Genomic DNA, 25,524 nt, shown 5'->3' with positions numbered 1-25,524 from the left:
ATTTATGTCATGTTGTTTTTAAACAAGATAAGGGGAAGGAATGAGACTTCGTAAAGAACTACAGGGTGTGAAGCGCCTTGTTGTAAAAGTTGGAAGTAACGTTATTACAAAAGACAGCGGAAAATTAGATACAAGGAAGGTTAGAAAAATAGTAGAGGATATATGTGAGCTAATTGATGAAGGGATCGAAATCGTTCTAGTAAGCTCTGGTGCAGTTAGTGTGGGGAAGTCTTTTCTTAAGGAGCACTTACCAAGAAGAGGTCAAATTGATCTTCAGCACTCTGCAAGTGCCGTGGGGCAGCCAAAGCTTATCAATACATACTCAAGATTATTTGAAGAGAATCAAAAAATATGTTCACAAATTCTTCTAACCCATGATGACTTTAGAAATAGAAAGCGCAACCTACATGCAAAGCAAAGTATAAATGTACTTTTGAAAAATAATATTACGCCTATTCTTAACGAAAATGACACGATCTCTTTTACCGAAATTGCCTTAGGAGACAATGATCACCTTGCTGCGCAAACTGCTCAGATGATTAATGCCGATGCATTGCTTATGATCACTTCAACAAATGGCCTATATGATAAAGATCCTGCTTTTAGTGATGCAAAGAGAATCGCTATTGTTCCATTTGGAAGTGATGTTCTTGAGGACGTGGATTATCAAGGAAAGACTGCTGTAGGAAAAGGTGGAATGGAATCAAAAGTTCACGCCATCACAAAAATTACTCCTATAGGTATAAAGGCGATTATTAGTTCAATGGAAAATGAGCGCCTAATTTTAGATCCACTCACTAAAGACATAGGAACCTACTTTGCACCTAAAAATGCCTATGACCCAGAAGAGCGCAAAGCATGGCTGCTCTCAATGAAAAAACCAAATTGTTATATTGAAGTTGATCGAGGTGCATTCGAAGCTCTTAATGAAAATAAGTCACTCTTACCAAAAGGGATTATTGATGTTTTTGGCCAATTTTATAAAGGGGACTGTGTTGATATTCTTTGTGATGGAGAAGTTTTTGCTTCCGGGGTTTGTGAGTATGGCCACTGTGAAGTTGAACAAATTATGGGACGCCATAGTGATGAAATCGAAGAAGTTATTGGTTTTCGAACATCAATCGAGGTTGTCCATACAATAAACTTAATTTTAGAAAAGGAAATAATTGATGAAAAAATTAGCTAGTACAGTAAAGAAGGCTTCAAGAGAATTGCTACAATTGAGTAGTGAAACAAAAGAAATGATTTTTGATGATCTTATTAGGGCCCTTGATAAAAATCGTGAGTTAATTCTACAAAAGAATCAACTTGATTTAGATGCTGCTTTTAAAAATGATCTTTCTAAAGCAATGGTTGATCGCCTAAAGCTCTCTAATGAAAGAATTGATGACATTATCTCTGGAGTTAAAACGATTAAGGAACAACCTGAAATCGTTGGTACTTTTTATAACGAATTTACTAATGATCTCGGTTTAAAGATAAAGCGTCAGAGGGTTCCACTAGGGGTGATCCTAATGATTTTTGAAAGTCGACCAAATGTTGTTGTTGATTGCGCTGCCTTGGCGCTTAAATCTTCAAATGCCATCATCTTAAAAGGTGGAAAAGAGGCCAAGCATTCAAATGAGGTTCTAGGACAGATCATTCAGGAGGCGATATCGAAATATGTTGATAAGAGTGTCGTTGAAGTTTTAGCATCAGATAATCGCGAAGTTTTAAATGATTTACTAAGTCTTAAAGAAGAGATTGATGTTGTTATACCACGTGGTGGACATGGCCTAATTAATCATGTTTTTGAAAATGCCAAAATGCCAGTCATTGCTCATTACCAGGGCCTTTGTCATATGTATATTGATAGCGAAGCTGATATTGAGAAGGCCGTGACATTAGTAGAGAATGCAAAAACACAAAGAACCGGTGTATGTAATGCAATTGAAACACTACTAATTCATAAAGACATTCTTCCTAAAGTAAATGAAAAAATTGCGAAAAGACTTTTGGCAAAAGGATGTGAATTAAGAGTTGATGAAGAATTTGCAAAACAGACAAAAGGTTCATTCATTAAAGCAACTTCTGAAGACTGGGCGACAGAATATTTAGATAATATTTTATCAATCAAAACAGTTTCTTCTCTTGATGATGCTATTGAGCATATTGGAGAGTATGGAAGTAATCACTCAGAATGTATTATTTCAACTAATGAAGACAATTGTCTTAAGTTCTTAAAAAGCGTTGATGCAAGTTGTGTCATGGTTAATGCCTCAACTCGATTTAACGACGGTGCTCAACTAGGCCTTGGTGCTGAACTTGGAATCTCAACAACGAAACTACATGCTTATGGGCCAATGGGTGTCGAACAAATGACGACTTCTCGCTATGTTGTCGTCGGTGATGGACAAGTCAGATCATAATTTAATAGAGCAAGGAGAGTAGTGATGAAGAAAATTGCAGTAATTGGTTGCGGAAATATGGCCAGCGCAGTTGTTCGTGCAATGTATAGAGGCCAAAAAGTAAAAAATGAATTTCTCACTTATACGCCAAGTCACACTCGAGCAGTTGAACTAGCTAAAGAAGTAGAGGGAAAGGCAATTGTTGATTTAGAAGAAGCTTGTGATGCAGACTATTTCTTGATTGGCTGTAAACCTCAACAATTTGAAGAATTAGCAAAGTCTCTAAAGAGTATGGACCTTTCAAAGAAAGTTATCATTTCTATCATGGCCGGAATCGATCAAGAAAAGATTTGTAGGCTCTTAAATACGACAAAGGTAATCAGATTGATGCCAAGTTTACCTATGGAATATTCTGAAGGAATCTGTCTTCTTAGTTCTTCGAAGAATGTGGAAGTAGATGAACTCGATTTTATTAAAATGCTTCTCTCTGATAGCTCTTTAATTTTAAAAATGAGTACCGAGGAACTCTTTGATCAAGTAACCATTGTTTCGGCATCTGGCCCGGCCTTTGTTTATTACTTTATGAATACTCTAGAAGACTCTTTAAAGGATTGGGGATTAGGATCAGTTGAATCCAGAGCAATCGTTAGCCAATTATTTCGAGGAAGTGCAAAGAGTGCATTGATTAATTGCGAGAGTGAACTAGATGATTTAATCGGGAAAGTAACGTCTAAAAGGGGCGTTACGATAGAGGCGATTAAAAGTTTTAAGGATAATGGTGTCGATGCATTTGTGAGGATGGGAATTGATAAAGCGATCCTTCGCTCGGCCCAACTACGTGAGTCTTAGGGATAACCTAATTAGTAAATTAATCAATTCTTAATGAATCTAGACAATGTTAAGGTAATTAAATGAACAATAAGAAATCTGAAAAATTAGTACAATTAGTAAGTTATAGTATCGTTGATAAGAAACAGTCCCGCAAAACTAAAGTACAAAAGAAGACTTCTATTTGTGAAGAGGGGCATGGTAAGGCGCTAAGAGAGACATCTTTCCTTCGTCGAAGCCTAATTGAAGATGAAGAGAATTGCCTCTCGATACTCTAATGAATAAGTTTTTAATTTAGTATTTTATTAATAAGCAAGAGCTCATCTTGTTCGCTAGCGCTTTGTATTCTTTAAGTGAACGGATAGCTGTGCCAAAAAAAGGATTGTTAAATGATTGTTTACAGTTTCCTCTTTTTTTTACTCCTCTTTGTTTTGATTGGAGTTTCTTCAAGTTTAAAAAGTAAGAAAAATAATTCTGACTATTTATTAGCAGGACATTCCACACCACCATGGCTTGCAGCTTTATCTGCTGTGGCAACAAATAATAGTGGATATATGTTTATTGGCCTTATTGGCTATACCTATACGAGTGGACTTCAATCTTCTTGGGTAATGATTGGTTGGATTGTTGGTGATATGGTCATGAGTTTCTTTGTTCACAAGAAGCTAAGAGATGTTACTGAAAAAGAAAACCTATTAAGCTTTGGGGGTGTTCTTTCTCGTTGGCAACGTGGAACAAGTTTTAAGAAACTTAGATTGTTAGTCGGTATCATTACTATCTTATTTTTAGGTGTTTATGCTGCTGCTCAATTCAAGGCAGGGTCTAAGGCCTTACACGTTCTCTTTGGATGGGATTATAGTACTGGTGCTATTATTGGTGCAGTCATTGTTTTTGCTTACTGTCTATCAGGTGGGATTCGCGCATCAATTTGGACAGATGCAGCTCAATCATTTGTCATGATTATTGCAATGGGGCTACTTTTCTTTGTTGGAATCAATGAAGTTGGTGGATTTAATTCATATGTGACAAAACTAGATGCTGTATCTCCTGGGTTTTTAAGTTTCACTCCAACTGGACTTAATGTACCAGGTGGAACGGGAATCGGTTTATTTATATTAGGTTGGGTATTTGCTGGTTTTGGTGTTATTGGACAACCACATATCATGATTAGATTTATGACAATTGATGATACTAAGAATATGGCAAAGACTAAATTGTATTACTATGCATGGTTTATTGCTTTTACAATTTTAACAATTGGTGTTGGTCTAACTGCAAGACTTCTCTTACCAAGCTCAGCAAATTTTGATGCTGAACTCGCACTACCTTTAATGAGTCAAAAACTTCTACCTGAATTACTGATTGGTGTTGTCCTTGCAGGTATTTTTGCTGCAACAATGTCGACGGCCGACTCTCAGGTACTTAGTTGTTCTGCAGCTTTTACGAGAGATATTTTACCTAAAAAATCAGATAATATTTATCTTACAAAGCTTGCAACAGCAGGTACGACAATTATTGCTCTTTGTGTTGCCCTTTTTGGAAGCAAGAATGTGTTTGAGTTGGTTCTTCTTTCTTGGTCAATACTAGCTGCTTGCTTTGGCCCACTCCTTTTTATCTATGCAATTGGTAAGAAGGTATCTGAAATAACTGCTATTTCTATGGTTATTGTTGGTGGAGTCGTGACAATCGTTTGGATGAATCTTGGTTACGGTGCGACTATCTATGAAGTTGCCCCAGGTATCATGGCAGGACTAATCACATACTTTGTTCTTTCAAACACACCATTAAATGAAATCGTTTCTAGTAATAAGGTTGTTGATAATCGAATGAAAAATTCAAAGCTTGTAAATGAAGCCAATAGCTAACTCCTTGGTCGATTATTTATACCCAATTACGGTTACCCTCCTATTTTTAGGAGGGTACTTTCTTTCTCTTTTTAATATTAAAAGAGTGCAAAAAAGAAAGCTCAAAAATATTCGTAAAAGAGATATTTCTGATGCTGTTGAAACAGATTCACCTGTTGACGATCAAGAAAAAGAATTAAAGTCTCATGGTGCTGAGGGCATAGAAGGTCGCTTCTCATTTATGATGAAAGCACTGCCAGTTTTATTTTTTATTTTATGGTCTCTATTTGTTTCAATTCCGTACTTAGGTGAAATTCCAACAGTCTACGTTTCAATTATCGCTGCCATTGTATCTGTGATTGCTGGTTTTTCTTTAAGGCCTTTTCTAGAAAATCTCTTTGCAGGTGTCATTATCTCTTTTTTTAAATCAATCAAGATAGGAGATACCGTTACGATCGATGGACATTATGGGCTAATTGAAGAGATTGGATTGACTTATTCAGTAATAAAAAAATGGAATTGGATTAGATTAGTAATTCCGAATTCAAAGTTACTCCAGAAAGAAATCCAGAATTTTACAATGAATGATCATTATGTTTGGACACACGTTGAATTTTTCGTTGCGCCAAATGTCGATTTGAAGTTGGTAAAGGAAATAGCTCACAAGGTTGCAAAAAGATCGGAATATTTCAGCGATGTTGAAGAGCCAACGATGTGGGTCATGAAATTAGATAAGGATGCTATTGAGTGTTGGTTAGCTGCTTGGGCCGATAATCCAAGTGATGCTTGGGAGTTAAGAAATGATATGCGCACACAGCTCTATATTGAGCTTCAAAGTGCAGGGATTGAGTTTCATAAACTCAATATTAAGAGTTAATAATTTAGAGGTTGATATGATTTTAAATATAATAAGTAACTTATTTGAACAGGTTTTAAAGATGATCATTTTCATTTTAGACCAATTTTTCCCCCTTTCTTCCGACTCCTAGGTACTTAGCGCGACTAGGTAGTTCGGTTTTTGCTAATTGATGATCGTCTTGTTAAGGTAAGGAGCAAAGCTAAATGAATCGAGGAATAAACTTGGAAAAACTAAAAGATATTAATTGGAATCATCTCTATTGTTTTTATGAAGTCGCCAAAGTTCAATCTTTAAAAAAAGGTGCCGAAATCATAGGTACTTCATCACCAACACTTAGTGAACAATTAAAGCGTCTTGAAAATAAATTCAATATGAAGCTATTTAATCGCAGCTCAAAGGGGCTATCTCTAACACCTGAAGGCCTACAATTATTCGAAAGAACAAAAGGCATTTTTGAAGAGGGGAGTAAGTTACTTGAACACTTCTCAGAAGATGTTGTTGGTGGTTATCCTGTTTCAATTGGTATTGAAGAGACTATTTCATATGATCTTGCTACTGAGTTTGCATCTCAATACTGGGATCTTTATACGAAATATGGAACAGTTAACACAATACGCCAGTCCGACCATGAAGTTCTTGTGGATAATATTTTACGAGGAAATATCGATTGGGGAATCTCTCTTCGAAAACCTAAGAGAAAAAGTCTAAATGTTGCTGAAATAGGTTCATTCGAAATTGTCTTCTGTTGCTCAACAGAACTTTATGACAAGTTTAAGGATGAAAAGGATCTACTTGTAAATATTCCATTTGCAGAGAGTAATTGGGATAAGAATCTAAATCGTGTTATTTACCAACACTTAAGAAAGAATGGTGTCATACCTAAAGAGAAGGTCTATAGCGATCATATCGACTTTGTTCATAAGTTGTGTTTGAGAGGACGTTGTGTGATGTTCTTGCCTAAGAATCCGCTTGAAGAATACCTCGGACTCAAAACATTTAATCTTGGAGAGCCTCTTAAAATGTCTCTCTATGCTATTTGGAAGAAATCAGATGAAGGCCTTATTTCTATTCGTAAGCTACAAGAACTCTTTCAATCAAAATTATCGAATGTTCCTGACCGTTATGAAGATGTGGATTTACAGATTGAAGTGTCTGATGTTTCAGATGATTTATTGAATTAGGATAAAACTAATTTGTGTTTGATCATATTTTATTTCGTGAAAATTCCCTTAGAATTTTTATATGAAAAAAAATACTCTTTTAAATTCAATTAAGTTCTTCTCTATTTTTACACTCTTATTCACTTTGTTCTCATGTGTTTCTTCAGAGAAGGAGAATATTACACCTGCTGTTGCTGGAAGCAATACGATCTCTTATCAAGATGAAGATACAATTAAGCATGAGATGGAGCTCTATCAAAATGAACGTGTCCAAAAATGGATAAATTATTTTGCAGTAAAAGATCGTGCTCGTTTTGAACAATTTATTAAAAAGGGAATGTATTACAAAGAAGTTATTCAAACAGTACTTGAAGAAGAAGAGCTTCCATATCAATTATATTACCTACCTCTAATTGAAAGTGGCTATAACAAAACTGCACTGTCTCATGCTGGGGCCGTTGGGCCATGGCAATTTATTAAGGCCACGGGAAAGAGATATGGACTAGCTGTTAACCGCGTTGTTGATGAAAGAAGAGACCCTGTTCATAGTACAGAAGCCGCAACGAAGTATCTAAAAGATCTATATACCGTTTTTAATTCTTGGGAGCTTGCAATTGCAGCTTATAATTGTGGGGAGCTTCGAGTTTTACGTGCCATTATGAAGGGGAGAACACGTAATTTTTGGGAACTTGCAGATCGAAAACTACTTCCAAGAGAAACGAGAAATTATGTCCCTAAGTTTTTGGCAGCAGCCTACGTTGGTGAAAATCTTGCTCAATTTGGCTTTGACGAAGAGACGATTGCACAATCTCCGACTTACCCTGATTTAAAATTAGTGGAGGTTCCTGGGGGCGTGCACATTAAAGATGTTGCAAAACATTTTAATATTGATCGCAGTGAAATTGAAAAAATTAATCCCGCCCTTAAACATAAGCGTACACCTAATTGGATTAAGCAATATGCGATTTGGATGCCTCGTAAGGATTATGAGAATATAGAAGAAATTCAACAGAAATTGGCAAGTAACCGTCAATGGGGAAAACTTAATTCCTTTCCAACTCACTATCGAGTTAAAAGAGGGGACTCATTAACAAAGATCTCTCGTCGTTACAAAATTTCACTTAACAGGCTTAAGCGAATTAATAATTTAAGAAGCAGCCGAATTTATCCAGGTCAAAAACTTGCCCTAAGAGCAAATGAGTATAAGAGTGTTGTTGGGAAGAGATTCTACTTTGTGAAAAAAAATGATTATCTAGGAAAGATTGCAAGTCGCTCGGGCCTAAGCGTATCTTACTTAAGACGCTTAAATGGAATTCATGGCAATAGTATCTACGTAGGGCAAAAGTTAGATATCACTAGAGGTGTAAGAGTATTTCGCTATCGTGTTAAAAAGGGGGATAACTTAACACGTATTGCCAAACTCTATAATACGACTACATACGAAATAAGAAAGAGAAACTCTCTTCGATCGAGTAATCTCTTTATTGGACAGATGTTAAGTATCTAAATAGATTGTCTTGTTAAAAAAAAACGAGACAATTTAAATTTAGTATTGCTAGTATTGAGCTAATGCAGAAATTTTTTAGATTCATATTTGCGGCAACCTTTCTTGTAAGCTTTCTTACAGCAAGCATCCATTTCCATGAAAATGAGCATGAGACTAGTAAGTTAGATCAAGCTTGCCATTTCTGTATTAAATTTTCTCAATTCAAATATGATGCTAGAAAATCTGATTTCTCTGAAGAACTTGAAGCAAGTTTTCTTTTTCTCGTTACAGATCGTTATCAGACCCTAGTCGGTCACACATTACAATCTCTATCTATTCAAACAGCTCCTCGTGGGCCACCAACTCATTGTTAATTTAATTACATTCACTTTTTATTTTTTAAATTTAATTAATTAATTTTCAATGAGGTTTATTTTGAAAAACTTATTTTATATTTCTATTTTATTACTAGGCTCAAACACTTTTGCGCAATCTCTTTCTGACAATTCAAGAGGCAATGGGTTTAATCCTGCCATCGGTTTAAATGCTTTAACTATCTATAAAAACTCGTCTCGTGATAATGATCACGATGGATTTTCTCTACAAGAAGCAGAGCTTCAGTTTAGTGCAGATGTTGATGCATACTTTAGAGCTGAGGCTACTTTTGCAGTTCACAAGGAACATCATGAAGAGGGTGGCGAGGAAGAGCATGGTTATGCATTTGAGCCTGAAGAAGTATTTGCTGAAACAATTTCAATTCCTGATTTTACAGTAAAGTTAGGGAAGTTCTATGCCCAATTTGGTAAGTACAATATGGTACATACTCACGCTCAGCCATTCATTTACCGTGGTCTTGTTCAAGAGTATATGTTTGGAGAAGAAGGACTAAATGAAGCTGGTGTAAGTGTATCATATCTAGCGCCACTGCCATGGTATAGTGATTTAACTGTTCAGTTTCTTCAGCCAACAAATGAAGAATTATTTGTTGAAGATCCACACTCGATCACTACAGTCGCTAACCTAAAAAACCTTTGGGATTTATCTGAGTCACTAACTCTAGAGTGGGGTCTTTCAGGTCTTTATTTTGAAGAACAAGCTGAGAAATCAACTGTCCTAGGAACAGACTTAACATTAAAATGGCGTCCAGTTAAAAAAGGTAAGTATTCGTCATTTGTTTGGTCAACTGAGTTTATCCACAAAGATGTTCAGGGAACAAACGAAGTTAAAAATGGTGGTTATTCGACATTCTTACGTTATCAATTTGCACCACGCTGGTTTGCTCAAGCACAATATGAATTCCTAGGTGTTGCTAAGGATGAGTCAATTGCAGATCAAAATGCATATACTGCACTTTTAGCATTTGTTCCTACTGAATTCTCAGCTGTAAGAATGCAATACGATGAAATTCATGATGGTGAAGATCGTCCTGAAAAAAGAGTAAGTCTTCAGTTAAGCTTTAGTATCGGTGCCCACCCGGCACACCAGTACTAGGTCGCTAAAATGAAGTCAATTCTTATAGGGTTGTTACTTGTTCTAGGTATGAGCTCTTACGCTCAATTGAGAATTGTAACAACGACGACAAATTTAGCAGATATTGCAAAAAAAATTGGTGGAGAGAGTGTGAGTGTACACTCTCTTGCTAAAGGTACTCAAGATCCTCACTTCCTAGAAGCAAAACCTAGCTATACTTTTAAAGTAGCTAAGGCCGATCTGTTAATTAGTATCGGTGCGGGCCTTGAAGTCGGTTGGCTCCCGCTTGTTGTTAGAGGAAGTCGCAATCCAAAAGTTCGTATCGGACAAGAAGGAAGACTTGAAGCATACGCTCTTGTGAAACTAACAGATGAGGTTAAGGGGAAGCTAACGCGTGCTCATGGTGATGTTCATCCGGAAGGAAATCCTCACTTTATGCTTTCACCGAGTAAGGCCCTTGAAGTTGCGAAGGGAGTTCGTGATCGATTCATTAAGTTAGATGAAAGTAATAGGCAGGCTTACGAAAATAATTACATAGCATATGAAAAACGCACTAAAGAATTGATAAAAGATCTTAGCGCCAAGATTAAGAAAGGAACTAAGATTATAACGTTTCACCGTACGCTAACTTATTTTTTAGATGAATTTGGAATTCAAGTTCAAAATGTTCTTGAACCTAAGCCAGGAATTCCTCCAACTGCTTCACACATTATCAGTGTTATTGAACAGATGAAAAAAGAAGGAATTCGTCATATCTTAGTTGAAAATTACTTCGATGATAGTGTCGCTAAAAGAATTAGTAAGAGTATCAAAAATGTAAAAATCAACAATGTCGCAGTTGCTGTTGACGGTAGCTCACAAGTGAAAGATATTTTCTCTCTTTATGAGAGCCTCGCTCTAGCACTGGAGGATTAATGGAAGTTATTTCTTTTTTAGCTGCACCATTTGTCATGTGTTTAATTCTTGTAGGGATACACTGCTATCTAGGATTACATGTCTTAAGAAGAGGAGTTATCTTCGTTGATCTCTCCTTAGCACAAGTGGCAAGCCTAGGCTCAACAGTAGCTTTACTCCTTCATCTCGATCACCATAGTGGCCTTAATTACTTTGTTTCTTTAGGTTTCACTTTTGTGGCCGCAGCTTACTTTGCTTGGGCCAAGAAGTTTGAAAAGTATATCTCGCAAGAAGTGTTAATCGCTCTTGTTTATGCTTTCGCTTCTTCCGCTGTTATTCTCGTTGTTAACATGATGGCCCATGGTGCAGAACATATTAAAGAAATACTCATTGGTAAGATCCTCTGGGTAACTTGGGCAGATGTTATAAAGACAGGTGCTATTTATAGTATTGTTGCTACAATTCACTATATTTTTAGAAAACAAATTCTTAGGTCAACTTTAGATAAAGATAATAGTTCTGCATTTTGGGATTTTATTTTCTTTTCGTTGTTTGGTGTTGTAATTACCTCATCTGTTGGAATAGCTGGTATTCTACTTGTTTTCTCATTTCTTGTTGTCCCTGCATTGATCAGTACATTACTCTCTCAACGTATTCGATCACAGCTGTTTATCGGTTGGGGGATTGGCTTAATTTTGAGCTTACTTGGAATGGCCCTCAGTTACTTCTTTGATCTTCCTGCTGGAGCAATTATCGTGGTGGTCTTTACTATTGTTCCAATAGTGTTCCTACCATTTTTGATAAAATTTAAAATGAGTCGTACTTAATTTAGTGCGACTTTTTTATTTTCTCTCATTTATTTCCATTAAAAACGACTATCACGATTGTTTATGCAATATGTCCAAGTAATCTTTTGATTTGAAAAACTTAACCTATTTTAAATTCTCAAATCTCAATGTTTTGGCGATAACTTTTCTATTGTTAATTTAGTTCCCGGCAACTGATTGTCGGTCTTGGAAAAAATAGGGAAGAATATGAATACAGAGCAAACAGGTAAAGTTAAGTTTTTTAATGAAACAAAGGGTTTTGGGTTTATTAAACCAGATAGTGGGGAAGGGGACTTATTTGTTCATATCTCTGCTGTTGAAACTGGCAATAAGTTAAACAATAATGATAAAGTTACTTATATGCTTGGGGAAGGTAAACGTGGACCTTGTGCAACTCAAGTTAAAAAAGTTTAATTTTTGAAGAGGGACATTTATTGTCCCTCTACTGCCTTACATGACCAATCAAATGAATGAATATCATATTCTGGAATACGGACAAAGGCCCAAATATTTCCATCGATACCACCTACGACATGATCAAGTCTTATTCTGAAACTTCCAGTTGTGAAAGACTCAACTTTGGCATCATATTTTGGAATATAGTTAACTTTTTTACGGTATGAGAATTCCTTGTTTTGATTAGTATCTTCAACATAAACTTCAATTTCATGAAAGATTGGCCCTCTTCCGTATTGTGATTCATATATCATCGCATCAGTAACTTTTGATTGCTCATCATAATTCACACAATGATAGAGAGGTTGAGATTTTGATCCAAATTTTGCCAATGTCACACTAGAAATTAGTATTAAGAAAATTAGCTTAAGACTATTCATAACAACTCCTTTTGTTATCTTTCTATTTTACTGCAAAGCTAAAATTAAGGGAATTTAACTTAGCTTAAATTAAACACAAGCCGAAATAAGCTGATAGAAGGAGTCTGTATGGAATTTTTAGAAATGGTACTGTTAATAATTGCCGGTTTTCTAGTATGGAAGAAGCCTCAAAATCAAAGGCAAGCAGAAAAGTTTCTTTATAGTGCTACATTCTTAATGTTCTTAATTTGGTTTGTTGCAACAAAATCGATGATTCTTCCGCCTGGTAACTACTAGAGGTGTCCATGACAAATAAATCAGAACGTTTCTATAATATCGTGGCCCTGGCATCAATGGCCCTGATTATTCTACCTGTTGGAATCGCATGTCTCATTCTAGGGTTTGGTTTAGGTGATAATCCTTGTATTCTCTGTTGGCAGGAAAGAGCAATCCTTATTTTTGTTACATTAACAACTCTCTTTATTATGCGCTATGGCCTTAGACCAAAGTATCTTGGTTTATTAATTCTGTATTGTACGATTGGAATCTTCATGACCTTAAGGCATACAGGAGGTCACTTCTTAAGAGATCTTGGTCAGGGATTTTCTTTAGAAATATTTGGACTCCACACATATACGTGGGGTGTTGTTATATGCTGGTCAATTTTATTAATTCTCTCAATTATACTTATATTCTTTGGTAATAATTTAGTTGATAATGAAGACGGAGAAGTTCGCTATCTTAGTAAGTTTCAATCATTGGCATTTATCTCTTATTTCATTATTTTATTTTTTAATTCGGTACAAGCATTTACCCAAGTTGGTCCTCCACCATTCATTGGACATAGTGATCCCGTGAGATTTTCTTGGGTTCCTAAAAACTGGCATTGGTCGACTAAGAATTGGAGTGGCCTATTAAAACCATTTAGCTTAAGGGGAAACTACTCAATTGATAAACCTTACTTTAAGCATGATGAAAGGCGAAAGATTGCAATGTTTCAAAGTGGTGATGAATTAATGAAGGTTAAGGAGGTTAGTCTTCCTAGTGAGATTAGGGGTGGGATTAGAGATATCGATTATAATAGTGAGTCAAAGCTTTTTGCCATTGTTACAGATCAATATTTTATTTATATCTTAGATGATAAATTAAAAAGTATTCTCTACTACGTACGAATAGATCCTCTTTATAGTATCGACATAAAAACTCTTGTTGGTATAAGCTTCATTGGCCCACGTCGTCTTATGGTTACAGGATATAATAAGTCATATGTTGTCATCCGTATTGATGAGGGAGCGAAAATTGTTGATCACTATGCAGGTTTTTTAGAGGGAACAAATGGAATTTCTGAGAAATATCGAGGACGTCTTTCAAGTGTTCGCTCGAAATACTCTTATATTCGCTGTTTAGCATATGATAAGAAAAATCAAGAACTCGTTATCGTTTCAATACCCAATGAAAAGAATAATAAAGTTATTGCAACTAGATTTTCTAGTGCAGATTTTCTTTTGAATAGTGAAAAAGAAATCTTCATTGATGATAATGATCTAGGCCCAGTTATCTCAAGCCTTAAGGTTATTGACTCAATTTTATATGGCCTAGATCCAAATAGTAGTGAAATACTTATTCTCGATAATGAGCTAGATGCATTCTCTGGCTCTATAAAATTACCTAAAGGTAATTATCATGGCCTTGCTGTTTTTGAGGGCAAACAATTTGTTCTCATTGAGCAAAAGCGTGCAACATTTTATACAAAGTAAGCCTTATTCTAGCGCTGCTAAAATATCATCATTCTTTGTACGATCTTTATATTCTTTGTGTATATCTTGATAAGTGATTTTACCATTTCTTATGACAAAAACTGCAGGGTGAGCAACCATGTGATGTGTCTGGCCTGAGTCTCCCTCAATATCAATTTTATAAGACTGCTTATATTTTTGAACAAGCTTGTCGTCGAGTTTGTTAACAATATTAAAGGCCAAGAGAAGACTCGCTTTAGGATCTGAGACAATGTCAAAAGTGTATTGATATTTCTTTTTCATTTTATGAGCAATTATCTTCTTATCCACACTAATGGCCACTAGCTTAGAGCTCTTATCAAGTTTTGGCATAACTTCTGTTTGAATACTTTGAAGTTGTTTCATGCAATATGGACACCAAGAACCACGATAAAAAACAAGTACCGTTTTCTTGTCGCTATCATCTAGAATTATTTCCGTACCTTCAATATTTTTAATCTCTATATTAGGGGACTTGGTTCCGACACCTAGGCCAAGTTCTTGGGAAAAAGTAAGAATTGAAAATAAGCTGATTAATAAAACTTTCATAATTGACCCCTTTTGATTCTTTAGCATGGACTATATGTGTTAATTCTTATAATGTGACTTGGTGAAGCAGTCATTTTATCAACTTACATTCAATGAGTTACAGCAGTTACTAGAGCAAAATGGGCTCAATATATCGGCCGCTAATCTACTATATAATTGGTATTATAAAAGAAAAAATCATTACAGCAATTCAATCACTGATATTGCTAAGAGTACGATGTCTTTTATTGATGCTAATTTTAACTTTAATTTACCTCGTCCTGTAAAAGTTCAGCAGGCAGACGATAAAACGGTAAAATTTCTTTTTGAATTATCAGATGGTTCTAAAGTAGAAAGTGTTTTAATTCCTTTTAATAAGAAGTATTCAATTTGCCTCTCTTCTCAAGTTGGTTGTGCCATGAAGTGTTCTTTTTGTTTCACTGGTACGCAAGGGCTAAAAAGAAATCTTTCAGCTAGTGAGATTATTGGTCAATTTCTAGCTGCCTGGCATTGGCTAAGAGATCATCGCCCAGGTGAAGAGAGAATTCTTAATATCGTTTTTATGGGACAAGGCGAGCCATTACATAATTTTGATGAAGTAAAGAAGGCCTGTGATATTTTTACTTCTCAATATGGAACTTCGATTGGCCATCAAAAGATAACGATCTCGACAAGTGGCTATATCCCAGGACTAAAAAGATGGAAAGATGAGATACCTGGAGTTAATTTAGCACTTTCCCTACATTCACCATTTGATGAAATACGTGACGAGCTAATTCCAATTAATAGAAAGTATCCTCTTAAAGAAGTACTTGATTACATTGATGGTATACCTCTTCGTTATAAGCAATTTGTTACATATGAGTATTTGATAATTAAAGATTTAAACGATGGAAATGAAGATGCGAAGGCCTTAGGTGAGCTTCTTAGAGATCGACGTGCTTTAATAAATCTCATTCCTTTCAATGAATTCCCTGGCACAAAATATAAGAGGCCAGAGCTTCAAAGTGTTCAGGATTTCAAATTAATCCTGGAAGAATTCAAAATCCCGACGATGGTTCGTACCACTAAAGGTGATGACGTCCTTGCGGCCTGTGGCCAGCTAAATACTAAATGATCTAAAGTTAGAACAAGTTGATCTGGTAAATGATCTTTTAATCGATCCATTTGTTCGTTATTCTATACCCGTTAATAATCAAACAAAGGTTTAGTAATGGGACGTTTAGTCGATGGAAAATGGGTCAAGTCTTCGGTCATCACAAGTGACGAAAGTGGGGCATATGATCGCGTACCACGCTCGTTTAGAGACACAATAAGTAGCAATCACTCAAAGTATCAACCTGAAAGTGGGCGCTATCACTTATATGTTAGCTATGCTTGTCCTTGGGCCCATCGTACTCTTATCTATCGCAAGTTAAAATCACTTGAGTCTCATATTAGTGTAAGTGTCGTTTCTCCTGATATGTTAGAGATGGGATGGACTTTTGATAAGTCAATCGCTGGTGCAACAGGGGATGATCTATACGGCTTAAACTATCTTCAAGAAATTTACTTAAAAGCGGATCCTAAGGTAAGCACAACTGTGACAGTACCAATTCTATGGGACAAGAAAACACAAACGATTGTTAATAATGAGTCATCAGAAATTATTAGAATTTTTAATTCTGAGTTTAATGAACTTACTGGCAATCATGAAGATTTTTATCCTGAAGATTTAGCAGATAAAATTGATGAGTTAAATGAATTTATATATAGCAATATCAACAATGGTGTCTACCGTAGTGGCTTTGCAAAAACTCAAGAAGCTTATGAATCAGCTGTGACGAAGTTATTTACATCTCTTGATCGAGTCGAAGAAATACTTGAGGGCCAAAAATACTTACTAGGTGACAGGTTAACAGAAGCTGACCTTAGGTTAGTGCCAACTCTTTTACGCTTTGATTGTGTTTACGTAACTCATTTCAAGTGCAACCTAAAGAGAATCAAAGATTATAAGAATCTTTCTCGCTATGTGAGAGACCTTTATTCAATCGAAGGTATTAAAGAGACTACTAATATTGAACATATCAAAAGACACTACTTCTATAGCCACGATGATTTAAATCCATATCGTATTGTCGCTTTAGGGCCAAGTGAAATTTTTTAAGGATAATTAAATGAAACAAAAAGCTATTAAATATATTTTAAATCCTCCGCAAAAACATTGGGTAGGAAATGGATTTCATGTTCACACAATGTTTCACCCAGGTTTTGATATTTACTATTACACAACTCCATTTTTAATGATGGACTTTGCTGCTCCTAAAAAGTTTTCACCAACGCAAACAAAAAGAGGAGTGGGTGAGCACCCGCACCGCGGTTTTGAAACTGTAACTTTTGCCTTTGAAGGTGAAATTGAACATCGCGACTCTGCTGGTGGCGGCGGTATCATTGGCAGTGGAGATGTCCAGTGGATGACTGCTGCAAGTGGTGTTGTACATGAAGAATTTCATTCACAAAAATTTGCAAGGGAAGGTGGATTATTTGAGATGGTTCAAATGTGGGTAAATCTTCCTAAGAAAGATAAGATGACAGCTCCACGCTATCAGGGGGTAAAGGGGGAGAAGTTCCCTGTAATCAATCCTAGTGAAGGTGTTGAGTTAAAATTAGTTTCAGGAAAATATGCGGATAAAGTAGGGCCTTGTCAGACCTTTACACCAATAAATCTTATTCAAACGAAAATGCAAAAAGATTCTAACTTCCTACTTTCATTAGATGATAAAACAAACTTACTTGTTCTTATTCGAAAAGGAAGTGTTGCAATAAATGGTAATCAAGTTAACGAACACCAATTAGTGATCTTTGAAAGAGATGGCCAAGAGGTTGAGTTATCAAGTAATGTAGGCGCAGAGCTATTGATCTTAAATGGTGAGCCTATTGATGAGCCTGTCTTTTCACATGGCCCTTTTGTCATGAATACAAGAGAAGAGATCATTCAAGCTTTTGAAGATTATCAATCAGGAAAAATGGGACATTTAAGCTAGTGGATTTATCAGTAGAAGAAGTTGGGAAAAAAATTGGTCGTCGTGAATTTATAACTCTGATGGCAGCACTTATGTCATTTGCAGCATTATCAATTGATGCGATGTTGCCGGCGCTTAATCTTATTGGTCAGAGTTTAGGAGTTCAAAACCCTAATGATAACCAGATGATTATTTCCTTCATTTTCTTGGGCATGGGTGTTGGTCAACTCTTTTTTGGTCCAATCTCTGATGCCATTGGAAGAAAGCCTGCAATGTATATTGGTATAGCGATCTTCTTTGTTGGTGGACTTATTTCTTTAAATGCTCATACTTTTACAATGATGTTAGTTGGACGCTTTACTCAGGGCTTAGGAGCGGCATCAGCTAAAATTATTTCAACAGCAATGGTTAGAGATCGCTTTAGCGGAAAGCTAATGGCCAAGACGATGTCGTTAATTATGATTATCTTTGTTCTTGTTCCGGCCCTTGCTCCAACTATTGGACAAGTTATTTTAAGTTTTGGTGGATGGCGTGATATCTTCCTTATTATGCTTGTTCTTGCAGTTCTGTGCCTAGCTTGGTTTACTGTGAGACAAGAAGAAACTTTACACGAAGAGTATCGACGCCCTCTTTCTTATAAGAAGATTAAAGATGCTGCCATTGAAACTTTAAGCCATCCTATAACAATTAGTTATACTCTTGCTTCTGGTCTAGTTTTTGGTGCTTTTATTGGTTATCTAAATACTTCTCAGCAGATTCTACAAATTAAGTATGGACTAGGTGAGGACTTCCCATTGGCCTTTGGCGTACTGGCTTCATTTATCGGTCTTTCTTCATTTTTAAATTCTAGACTTGTGGAAGAGTTTGGAATGAAAAAATTATGTCGCCTAGCTCTAACGACAATTTCTTTTATCGCAATTACGTTTAATATTATTTTATTCTTTACTGGAGGACTTCCTCCATTTTTCCTTTTTTATGGCTTTTTACTATTAAGCCTTTTCAGCTTTGGTCTTCTTTTTGGAAATTTCATTGCTTTAGCATTGGAGCCAATGGGACATATTGCGGGAACTGCAAATTCGGTTGTTAGCTCAGTGCAGATTATCATTTCTGCGACAATAGGTGGGGTAATTGGTCAGATGTATAGTGGTGATGTAACGCCAATTGCATTAGGGTTTTTAATCTGCAGTACTCTTTCTTTATTTATCGTTCTAAAAGTAAAATAAATAGACGAATTAGCTGTTTTTTGTTTTCATTAATAGATGTTAAAAACATTTATTCTTTGTATATTCATTAGCTTCAGCACAAGTGCTTTCGTTGCACCATCCGAGCATATTAGAAAATCTAAGTGGGATATTTCTCCTATTCAAATTCGCTTTATGTCGGCCTTCTTTGCTTTAGAGCTCATTACTTACTCAATCATCTCTCCATCTTTTGTAAAAACAGAATTTGAGGGAGGAGACTTTGATTATAATGAAGATGATCTATCTGTCCCAAAGTGGTTGTATGAGTTAGGTAATCATGGACCTGAGTTATTAACGGTTGGTATGTATGGTTACTACTTACTTGGTAGCGATGAGTATGCTCTAGAGAAAGCATTTGTTTTTACGGAGTCGTTGCTTATTTCTCAAGGAATAACTTTTGGTATCAAGTATACGGCCAATAAAGAAAGACCTGATAGTTCAAACTATCTTTCTTTTCCTAGTGGCCATACCACTCATGCTTTTGCTGTTGGAATGTGGATGAGTAGGGATATCTTTAATAGTGAAAGATTTTATCGAAATTACCTGGTTGCTTCACTTCCTCTTGTCTATGCTTCATATATTGGTTGGAGTCGTATTGATGCAAAGAAACACAGTTTTAAAGATGTCTCTATGGGGGCATTCATTGGCGGGCTTACAAGTTATTTAATGTATGACTTCCACTTTGATAATCGTGGTAATTATCGCTTTAATGAAAAGAGTAAGATTGTCGTAGCGCCAGCAATTGATATAATGAATGAACGCTATGCTCTAAGCTTTGGGATGATGTTATGAGATATTTCTTAATCTTTTTCCTGACAATTTCTACATTCGCTGAAAATAGATTGGATTACCTTTATCGTTTTCCTCAAAAGGGAGAGAGTGTTTTAACTTATTCTCTCTATTGGTCTATTGACGAGATGGAGTTTGATAATCGTAGTGCAGGAGTTGAAGAGTTTTTTGAAGTTGACCGCTCTGTTCTTGTTGCCGGACTTGAGTATCGTTATGCTTTTTCAGATAAGTTCTTAGCTGCTTTTAGTACTCATGCTGAAATTGCTGATTTTGAAACGCATCTTGAAAATGAGTTGGATGAAGAAACTCCTGAGCAGAGCCCTTTTGGAATTTACGATCCTGCCATAGAGCTTAGATATCGCTTTATCGACTTAAATGAGGTTTTCTTCGACTTGAGTACTAAAGTCGTATGGGGAGCAACAAACTCCGGGAAAACACCACTTAGTAAAACTGTTAGCCCCTTTGATGGACAAGATTACTATCAAGTAAGTGCCATTGCAGGAATTGATTTTAATACTTTCTATCTACTTAGTTATGTCGGGGCCATTTTTTACAATGGTGGATTAAATCAATTTGAATTTGGAAATGAGAGCTTAAAGGCCGAAGATAGTTATCAAGTTGCAATAGGATTTCAAGCACAAATTGATCTTTCAAAGCACTTGAAAGCAAGTCTTGGAATTTCATTTTTATCTGCTGATACTTTTTCGCTTTCAGGTCAGACTCAAAACGTTAATGTTGAGAAATCAACTCAACAAAACTATTTTCTTAAGTTTGATTATCTAAAATATGAGAATAGAATTGGAATATTAACTTTTAAAGTTAATCAGAGAATCGATCGCTATGATCTTCAAGTTGATAATAGTGACCTTTACGTTGCTGATAATTCTTATTTAGATTTTATCTTTCAAATTGAGAAGTGGTTTTAAATGAAGTTATTTATTATCTTCCTATTTATATTGAGCTGTTCTGAATTTGTTGTCAGAAGGAAACCTAATACTTGTTTAACAAGTAAGGAGTATCCAGAAATTTACCAAGTTATGCGACAATGGGGATGGGATGTTTGGCTGAAGCAAGTCGATATTGAAAATGCTCCGACATTTCGTTATACAAATGATTCTAAATGGAAGGAAGTTGAGTGTCCAAAATAGTTGTTAAGTTTCTCTCATTATTACTTATTCTCTCCCTTGCTAGTTGTAGTTATCGTGAAGTTATTTTAAAAAAGGCTCCTGATTTCTTAAGCGAGAAGATTGATGACTATCTTTCTTTAAATGATGAACAAGAAAAAGAATTAAGAGTTAAAGTGACTAATGCCTTCTTTGAACATCATAAAGAAGTTCTCGAGTTAAAGGCAATTATTAAAGACTATAAAATTCAAAATGACTCATTAAAAGCAGCTATTGTGAAAGGTTATCCTCCGTATTCTCTTATCATGAAGAAAGTAAATATAATATCTGTGGAAGTGTTGTCAGGACTTAGTTTTGAACAAAGACAGAAGCTTGTAAAAAAGAGAGTCGAAGACCGTAAGGACTATGAGGAGAGTTATGAGCAAAGGGGTGTGAAACGCCTTGAGAATGTATTTGGGAAGCTCTCAGAAAATCAAATTAAACTCGTCAATGAATTTGCTCTTGAATATCAAAAAGATCGTGTTGAGAACCGAAGCTGGCATAATGAATTTATTTCGGCGCTAAATTTACAAGATCAAAAAGCATATCAGGATTACCTTAAAAAGAATTTTCAAGATATTGTTCCATTAAAAGAAGTTTTAAAACAAAATAAGTCTTTCTTTAAGTTCTTTGATAAATTTTCAAAAACACTAAGCCAGGACCAAATTGCACTTTTTAATAAAAAGAGAAAAGATTTATTAAATTGGATTGAGCTTTACTTAAAAATCTACCAGGCCCCTATAATTCGTAGCGCATCCTAGCAATTAGTGAATTATTTCCAAAATTGAGCTCTCCACCAACCTCTGCATCAAAGACATCGGAGCTTTCTGACATATCGACTTTTAACTTGAAAGCTTCAAAACCAAGTCCAATAGAGAATGATTTATAGAATTGATAGTCAACAAAGAGGCTTGTTGCAATTACACTTCCGGTATAATCTCCGATTTGTATGTAGAAGATATTAAATTCATTTGAAAGGGTCCATTTAGGGGTAATCTTAACTTCTGACTTGAGTTGAAGAGTAGGTAGTGGTGCTATAAAGTCACTCTCTGTCTTGGTTGTGCCTGTTTCACCAATGCCAAATTCAAGGGGCATAATATAGAAACCTATTCCGGTTGAAATATTAATGCGATCATCTAGGAAAAAGGCGTAAGAATAGGCGAGTCGAACGATGTCAAAATTTAAAATTGTTTCTACTGAAGTTCCTGCGCTAATGACTACTTCGTTATTATTCTTATCGAAGTATTTTATATCTTGATCAAGAATTCTTCTCCCACTCCTATGCTGACTATACCAGCCTGTCGTTATTGAGTGCCTCTTGTTCTGACTAAATCGCCATTCATAATTTAAGCGAATCGAAGATTGGGTGTCATCAAGTCCTAGTGTGTCTTCGGTACTCAATATGAGTGCACCTAAGGATTTCTTTCCAACCTGTATTGTCGTGTCATGATATGTGTACCCTAGACCTAGAGAGAAACGATGAGTACTCCACTCTGCGTATGAGAAAAATGGGGCCAGTAGTAGAATGAGTATTAAGGGCTTAGTCATGAAAACTCCTAAACCCTATCTTCTCAGGATAGGAGTTTAGGAGAAAGTTAATTTTAATCTATTCTGTATAGTAGTTCGTTAATTTGTTTTTGATCCTCTTCTTTAGTCGGAGCATTTGCTAGAATTGACTTGGCTTCTTCTAATTGTTGTGCGGTCGCATTTGGATCTTTTAATGTCATACGAGCATTCTCTTCTTTTTCAAGTCTAAGAAGTCTCTCTTCTTTGAAATCGATAATTTTCTTTCCTTCTGATAGAACTTCATCATAAGAGATCCCACCAGTCGGTCTCTGTGAAGGTGTTTGTGGTAAGAAAATATAATCTGTTCTTTTAAGCTTTAGTCTTTTACTTTGATAAACCATTGCCTTAGCAAATGATTCAAATGCTTTTCTTGGTACATAATGCTCAGTATCTCTCTTTAAGATATAACGTAGCTGAGATAGAGTTGATGCATTTGTTCCATCTTTTGGTGCTTTTGAGCTCATTGGTAAATATGTTTGGTAATCAAGGATATTACTAATCGCAAATTCATGTGCTCCCTTAATCCCAATTGTTCTCATTGTATCATTTGATGTTGTTGTACAATTATAGAAAGGAGTAATTTCAAGTCCGACTTCTGTACGCACTCGGTGTAGTTGCTCTTCAAATATATCTCTAACCTTAAGCATATCTTCTTTTGAGCGTGCGTATCCAATAAGAGTATAAGTTGGCCTATAGTTAACTTGACCTTGAATTAAGTGGCCATAGTAACTTACTAGATCAGTATTACTTGCTAGAACTTCTTTTTCACCTTTAAAGTAAAAGTTAAATGTTTCACCTTTTATCGATAGATCATTTTGAACTTCACCCATACCTATTGCAAAATGTCCTGCTGCCGCTCCTGGTTCATCTCCTTGGCGTCCGCTTAAAGTTACGATAAAGACATGATCACCTGGAGTTGCTTCGTAATTATCACGATATCTGATTGTACCTCTAAAAGGTACTTTAGATTGTGAGTTCTTATTTTTTGGCATCTCATTCAAAATATACTTTAGGGGATTCTTATTAAATTTTTCACTTGCTGGATATGGGTTCTCTCCAACAGTAAAAAGATCCGCTGGAATAATTGCATTGATAATGAAGGTATCATCTTGCATATGTCCCTGAGTGTGAACTTTCTTATTTTCAAAGTAGTGGCGTGAGATATAATCAAACTCACTTCCGTAAATCTTTTTAGAACGACCAAACTCAACACGTTGATCATCGATATAATAGTTGCCATCTTTTGCTCTTGTTAGAACACCGATACGATCTTCAAGATCAGCGACAACTCTTGGCATTTTATCAATTACTAACTTGTCTCCTGAAATTTCACCGTCAAATTCAAAGACATAATCTGGAGAGTTTTTAAGAACTTTATCCATATACCTGTCATAGCGCTTATCGAGCTCTAGTGAGAGGTCTTGGTCTTGGCCGTCTACTTTTACAATTGCTCTGGCCTTGCCATCTTTATCATAAATCTTCCCACGTAGATTTTGCGCATACGTGTTTGTATTTAAGAATAGAATGGTAAGAAGTCCCAAGCAGTAGACGTTTTTCATTTCTCTCTCCTAATTTAGTTAGTCTTTATATTTAATGCAATGATAGTGCCAATTAGGTTATGTGATTTGAGGAGTTTAGGGGAGAGTAGTGTTTAGAACTTAAACAATAGGCCCTAGAAGAGGGCCTATTATTTAAACACTTATTAAAGTTGATTATTGATGTAGTTACGGATTTCTGACATCGACATCATATCATCAACGTCCATACAGAATTCACCACGAGCATCAGCTACGCGGATTTCGTCAGCAACTTGCTCAGCTGTAACTTTATCATTTGAAGATCTTCTATCATTTAGATCTTCTGTAAACTCAGCTAGAGTTGATCCTGTCACTTTTGGTGAAAGTTGTGCATCTTGGATTAATTCAATTTGTCCTCTAAAGTTTCTCTTACTGTCATCAATAACACCAGTTGCAGCTAGTGTACTAGATGATCCGTGGTAAACAGCATGAGTTGAAGATGAAAGTCCATCCTCAATAATATCAAGAGCGATTAGGTCGATAATGATATTTCCTGAATCTTCTAGAAGCGCAGTACCTGCAGCGATTGTTGTTGAAGCGAGCTCAACACCACCATAGATCACGGCCACACCAGTTGTACTTAGGGCCGCACCAGTTGCAAGGGCCTTGTCTGTTGGAGCATTATTTCTTTCTTTGTATAGCTCAAGACAAGATGCTTGCGTTGAAGCTGCTACTGAACATAGTAGTCCAAGGGCAATTAACGATTTTTTCATTGTTTTCTCCTTTATAGTTGTTCACCAATATATTTTTGTATTTGATCTACTGTCATAAGATTTTCACTATCGAGACAGAATTCCATTCTTTCATTTGCTAGTTGAATTTCATTTGCAACTTCATTAACTGAAACTCTCTTATCTAGAGGACGTGTATCATTGATCATTCCTGTCATTTCGATAATGTCGCCACTAATAAGCTTTGGAGCAAGCTCAGAAGCTTGGATAAGCTTAATTTGCTTTCTATAATCTCTGTCTTTAATGATTCCCATGGCCGCAGATGTACTTGAGGCACCATAAAAAAGTGTATCAACAGTTGAAGAAGCTGCGCCTTTGATTGACTTTGAAATTGTAAGGTCACTAAGAGCACTATCGGGATGAAGAATACCCACTGCACTTGTCGTTGATAAACCTAGAGCAATCTCTCCACCAGCTACTGTGACACCTGAAATCGTAGAAGAAATCCCAACGACGGCACCTAATTGTTGATAGTCAGGCGCACGATGATTTTCTTGATAAATTTCAAGGCATGATGCTCTTGTACTAAATCCCATTAAAATAGAAATTAGACATGTTAAAAGCATAATCTTTCTCATTGAA

At 35.9% G+C, this 25,524-nt stretch carries 29 protein-coding genes; 23 read left to right on the top strand and 6 right to left on the bottom strand.

Annotation, left to right across the window (positions count from 1 at the left end; all coding sequences use genetic code 11):
* Positions 1 to 40 precede the first annotated feature (40 nt).
* From proB to ACMAYX_RS06815, 13 genes are all read left to right on the top strand, one after another.
* Positions 41 to 1,186, top strand: a complete 1,146-nt coding sequence (gene proB, locus ACMAYX_RS06875) for a glutamate 5-kinase (protein WP_103218136.1) — start codon at positions 41 to 43, stop codon at positions 1,184 to 1,186.
* Positions 1,170 to 2,408: a glutamate-5-semialdehyde dehydrogenase gene (locus ACMAYX_RS06870; protein WP_103218135.1), complete on the top strand. Its 1,239-nt coding sequence runs from the start codon at positions 1,170 to 1,172 to the stop codon at positions 2,406 to 2,408. Before proB ends, ACMAYX_RS06870 begins: the two co-directional genes overlap by 17 nt.
* A 24-nt stretch (positions 2,409 to 2,432) precedes the next feature.
* Positions 2,433 to 3,236 carry a pyrroline-5-carboxylate reductase family protein gene (locus tag ACMAYX_RS06865; protein WP_412471867.1) on the top strand — a complete coding sequence of 268 codons (804 nt, stop codon included), beginning with the start codon at positions 2,433 to 2,435 and terminating at the stop codon, positions 3,234 to 3,236.
* A 62-nt stretch (positions 3,237 to 3,298) separates the two neighbouring features.
* Positions 3,299 to 3,493 carry a hypothetical protein gene (locus ACMAYX_RS06860; protein WP_103218133.1) on the top strand — a complete coding sequence of 65 codons (195 nt, stop codon included), beginning with the start codon at positions 3,299 to 3,301 and terminating at the stop codon, positions 3,491 to 3,493.
* Positions 3,494 to 3,604: 111 nt separating this feature from the next.
* Positions 3,605 to 5,080 (top strand): sodium/proline symporter, encoded by a 1,476-nt coding sequence (locus ACMAYX_RS06855; protein ID WP_103218132.1) that lies wholly within the window; start codon positions 3,605 to 3,607, stop codon positions 5,078 to 5,080.
* Positions 5,081 to 5,165: 85 nt separating this feature from the next.
* Positions 5,166 to 5,936, top strand: coding sequence for a mechanosensitive ion channel family protein (locus ACMAYX_RS06850; RefSeq protein ID WP_158246879.1), 771 nt, complete (start codon positions 5,166 to 5,168; stop codon positions 5,934 to 5,936).
* A 185-nt stretch (positions 5,937 to 6,121) separates the two neighbouring features.
* A complete protein-coding gene (locus tag ACMAYX_RS06845; RefSeq protein ID WP_412471868.1) occupies positions 6,122 to 7,099 on the top strand; it encodes a LysR family transcriptional regulator in 978 nt (325 codons plus the stop codon).
* 61 nt (positions 7,100 to 7,160) lie between these two features.
* Positions 7,161 to 8,585, top strand: a complete 1,425-nt coding sequence (locus tag ACMAYX_RS06840) for a LysM peptidoglycan-binding domain-containing protein (protein ID WP_103218129.1) — start codon at positions 7,161 to 7,163, stop codon at positions 8,583 to 8,585.
* A 62-nt stretch (positions 8,586 to 8,647) separates the two neighbouring features.
* Entirely contained in the window at positions 8,648 to 8,938 is a 291-nt protein-coding gene (locus tag ACMAYX_RS06835; RefSeq protein WP_412471869.1) for a hypothetical protein, read from the top strand.
* A gap of 61 nt (positions 8,939 to 8,999) precedes the next feature.
* On the top strand, positions 9,000 to 10,055 hold the full coding sequence (locus ACMAYX_RS06830) for a hypothetical protein (protein ID WP_412471870.1): 1,056 nt from the start codon (positions 9,000 to 9,002) through the stop codon (positions 10,053 to 10,055).
* A gap of 9 nt (positions 10,056 to 10,064) precedes the next feature.
* Complete coding sequence (locus tag ACMAYX_RS06825) at positions 10,065 to 10,949, top strand: metal ABC transporter substrate-binding protein (RefSeq protein ID WP_103218126.1); 885 nt, start codon at positions 10,065 to 10,067, stop codon at positions 10,947 to 10,949.
* A complete protein-coding gene (locus ACMAYX_RS06820; protein WP_103218125.1) occupies positions 10,949 to 11,755 on the top strand; it encodes a metal ABC transporter permease in 807 nt (268 codons plus the stop codon). The genes ACMAYX_RS06825 and ACMAYX_RS06820 overlap by 1 nt, the downstream gene beginning before the upstream one ends.
* A 207-nt stretch (positions 11,756 to 11,962) precedes the next feature.
* On the top strand, positions 11,963 to 12,169 hold the full coding sequence (locus ACMAYX_RS06815; protein WP_103218124.1) for a cold-shock protein: 207 nt from the start codon (positions 11,963 to 11,965) through the stop codon (positions 12,167 to 12,169).
* A gap of 17 nt (positions 12,170 to 12,186) precedes the next feature.
* On the opposite strand, the gene ACMAYX_RS06810 is transcribed toward ACMAYX_RS06815, so the two are convergent.
* Complete coding sequence (locus ACMAYX_RS06810) at positions 12,187 to 12,591, bottom strand: hypothetical protein (protein ID WP_103218123.1); 405 nt, start codon at positions 12,589 to 12,591, stop codon at positions 12,187 to 12,189.
* A 108-nt stretch (positions 12,592 to 12,699) separates the two neighbouring features.
* Between ACMAYX_RS06810 and ACMAYX_RS06805 the strand changes: the two genes are divergently transcribed.
* Both ACMAYX_RS06805 and ACMAYX_RS06800 read left to right on the top strand, forming a co-directional pair.
* Complete coding sequence (locus tag ACMAYX_RS06805) at positions 12,700 to 12,867, top strand: hypothetical protein (protein WP_158246878.1); 168 nt, start codon at positions 12,700 to 12,702, stop codon at positions 12,865 to 12,867.
* Positions 12,868 to 12,875: 8 nt separating this feature from the next.
* A complete protein-coding gene (locus tag ACMAYX_RS06800; protein WP_412471871.1) occupies positions 12,876 to 14,327 on the top strand; it encodes a disulfide bond formation protein B in 1,452 nt (483 codons plus the stop codon).
* 3 nt (positions 14,328 to 14,330) lie between these two features.
* Here the strand turns inward: ACMAYX_RS06800 and ACMAYX_RS06795 are convergent, their stop codons facing one another.
* Positions 14,331 to 14,894, bottom strand: coding sequence for a redoxin domain-containing protein (locus ACMAYX_RS06795; RefSeq protein ID WP_412470152.1), 564 nt, complete (start codon positions 14,892 to 14,894; stop codon positions 14,331 to 14,333).
* A gap of 61 nt (positions 14,895 to 14,955) precedes the next feature.
* On the opposite strand from ACMAYX_RS06795, the gene rlmN reads away from it, so the two are divergent.
* The 8 genes from rlmN (at position 14,956) to ACMAYX_RS06755 (ending at position 21,829) form a co-directional block, all read left to right on the top strand.
* Positions 14,956 to 15,990 (top strand): 23S rRNA (adenine(2503)-C(2))-methyltransferase RlmN, encoded by a 1,035-nt coding sequence (gene rlmN, locus ACMAYX_RS06790; protein ID WP_412470151.1) that lies wholly within the window; start codon positions 14,956 to 14,958, stop codon positions 15,988 to 15,990.
* A gap of 96 nt (positions 15,991 to 16,086) precedes the next feature.
* Positions 16,087 to 17,019: a glutathione S-transferase family protein gene (locus tag ACMAYX_RS06785; protein WP_392992572.1), complete on the top strand. Its 933-nt coding sequence runs from the start codon at positions 16,087 to 16,089 to the stop codon at positions 17,017 to 17,019.
* Between the two features lie 10 nt (positions 17,020 to 17,029).
* On the top strand, positions 17,030 to 17,896 hold the full coding sequence (locus ACMAYX_RS06780; RefSeq protein ID WP_103218118.1) for a pirin family protein: 867 nt from the start codon (positions 17,030 to 17,032) through the stop codon (positions 17,894 to 17,896).
* On the top strand, positions 17,896 to 19,098 hold the full coding sequence (locus tag ACMAYX_RS06775) for a multidrug effflux MFS transporter (RefSeq protein ID WP_199177545.1): 1,203 nt from the start codon (positions 17,896 to 17,898) through the stop codon (positions 19,096 to 19,098). The genes ACMAYX_RS06780 and ACMAYX_RS06775 overlap by 1 nt, the downstream gene beginning before the upstream one ends.
* Positions 19,099 to 19,134: 36 nt before the next feature.
* Positions 19,135 to 19,908, top strand: a complete 774-nt coding sequence (locus ACMAYX_RS06770) for a phosphatase PAP2 family protein (RefSeq protein ID WP_412471872.1) — start codon at positions 19,135 to 19,137, stop codon at positions 19,906 to 19,908.
* Entirely contained in the window at positions 19,905 to 20,831 is a 927-nt protein-coding gene (locus ACMAYX_RS06765) for a hypothetical protein (RefSeq protein WP_412471873.1), read from the top strand. Before ACMAYX_RS06770 ends, ACMAYX_RS06765 begins: the two co-directional genes overlap by 4 nt.
* Positions 20,832 to 21,053, top strand: coding sequence for a hypothetical protein (locus ACMAYX_RS06760; RefSeq protein WP_103218115.1), 222 nt, complete (start codon positions 20,832 to 20,834; stop codon positions 21,051 to 21,053). It abuts the gene before it with no gap.
* The gene (locus ACMAYX_RS06755; protein ID WP_412472270.1) at positions 21,041 to 21,829 is read left to right on the top strand and encodes a hypothetical protein; all 789 of its coding nucleotides are present in this window, start codon (positions 21,041 to 21,043) and stop codon (positions 21,827 to 21,829) included. The genes ACMAYX_RS06760 and ACMAYX_RS06755 overlap by 13 nt, the downstream gene beginning before the upstream one ends.
* Here ACMAYX_RS06755 and ACMAYX_RS06750 read toward each other — a convergent pair.
* The 4 genes from ACMAYX_RS06750 to ACMAYX_RS06735 all read right to left on the bottom strand — a co-directional run bounded on the left by ACMAYX_RS06750 (position 21,807) and on the right by ACMAYX_RS06735 (position 25,520).
* On the bottom strand, positions 21,807 to 22,616 hold the full coding sequence (locus tag ACMAYX_RS06750) for a hypothetical protein (RefSeq protein WP_412470149.1): 810 nt from the start codon (positions 22,614 to 22,616) through the stop codon (positions 21,807 to 21,809). The genes ACMAYX_RS06755 and ACMAYX_RS06750 overlap by 23 nt on opposite strands.
* Before the next feature lie 53 nt (positions 22,617 to 22,669).
* Entirely contained in the window at positions 22,670 to 24,193 is a 1,524-nt protein-coding gene (locus tag ACMAYX_RS06745; RefSeq protein WP_412471123.1) for a hypothetical protein, read from the bottom strand.
* A 143-nt stretch (positions 24,194 to 24,336) separates the two neighbouring features.
* Positions 24,337 to 24,924 (bottom strand): hypothetical protein, encoded by a 588-nt coding sequence (locus ACMAYX_RS06740; RefSeq protein ID WP_103218111.1) that lies wholly within the window; start codon positions 24,922 to 24,924, stop codon positions 24,337 to 24,339.
* An 11-nt stretch (positions 24,925 to 24,935) separates the two neighbouring features.
* Positions 24,936 to 25,520 carry a hypothetical protein gene (locus ACMAYX_RS06735; protein WP_103218110.1) on the bottom strand — a complete coding sequence of 195 codons (585 nt, stop codon included), beginning with the start codon at positions 25,518 to 25,520 and terminating at the stop codon, positions 24,936 to 24,938.
* Between the last annotated feature and the right edge of the window lie 4 nt (positions 25,521 to 25,524).

Origin of the sequence: Halobacteriovorax sp. RT-2-3, from assembly GCF_047085075.1 — a bacterium.
Taxonomy (GTDB): Bacteria; Bdellovibrionota; Bacteriovoracia; order Bacteriovoracales; family Bacteriovoracaceae; genus Halobacteriovorax_A.
Note: the sequence above shows the minus strand (reverse complement) of the source record. Positions and strands in the feature narration are given on the sequence as shown.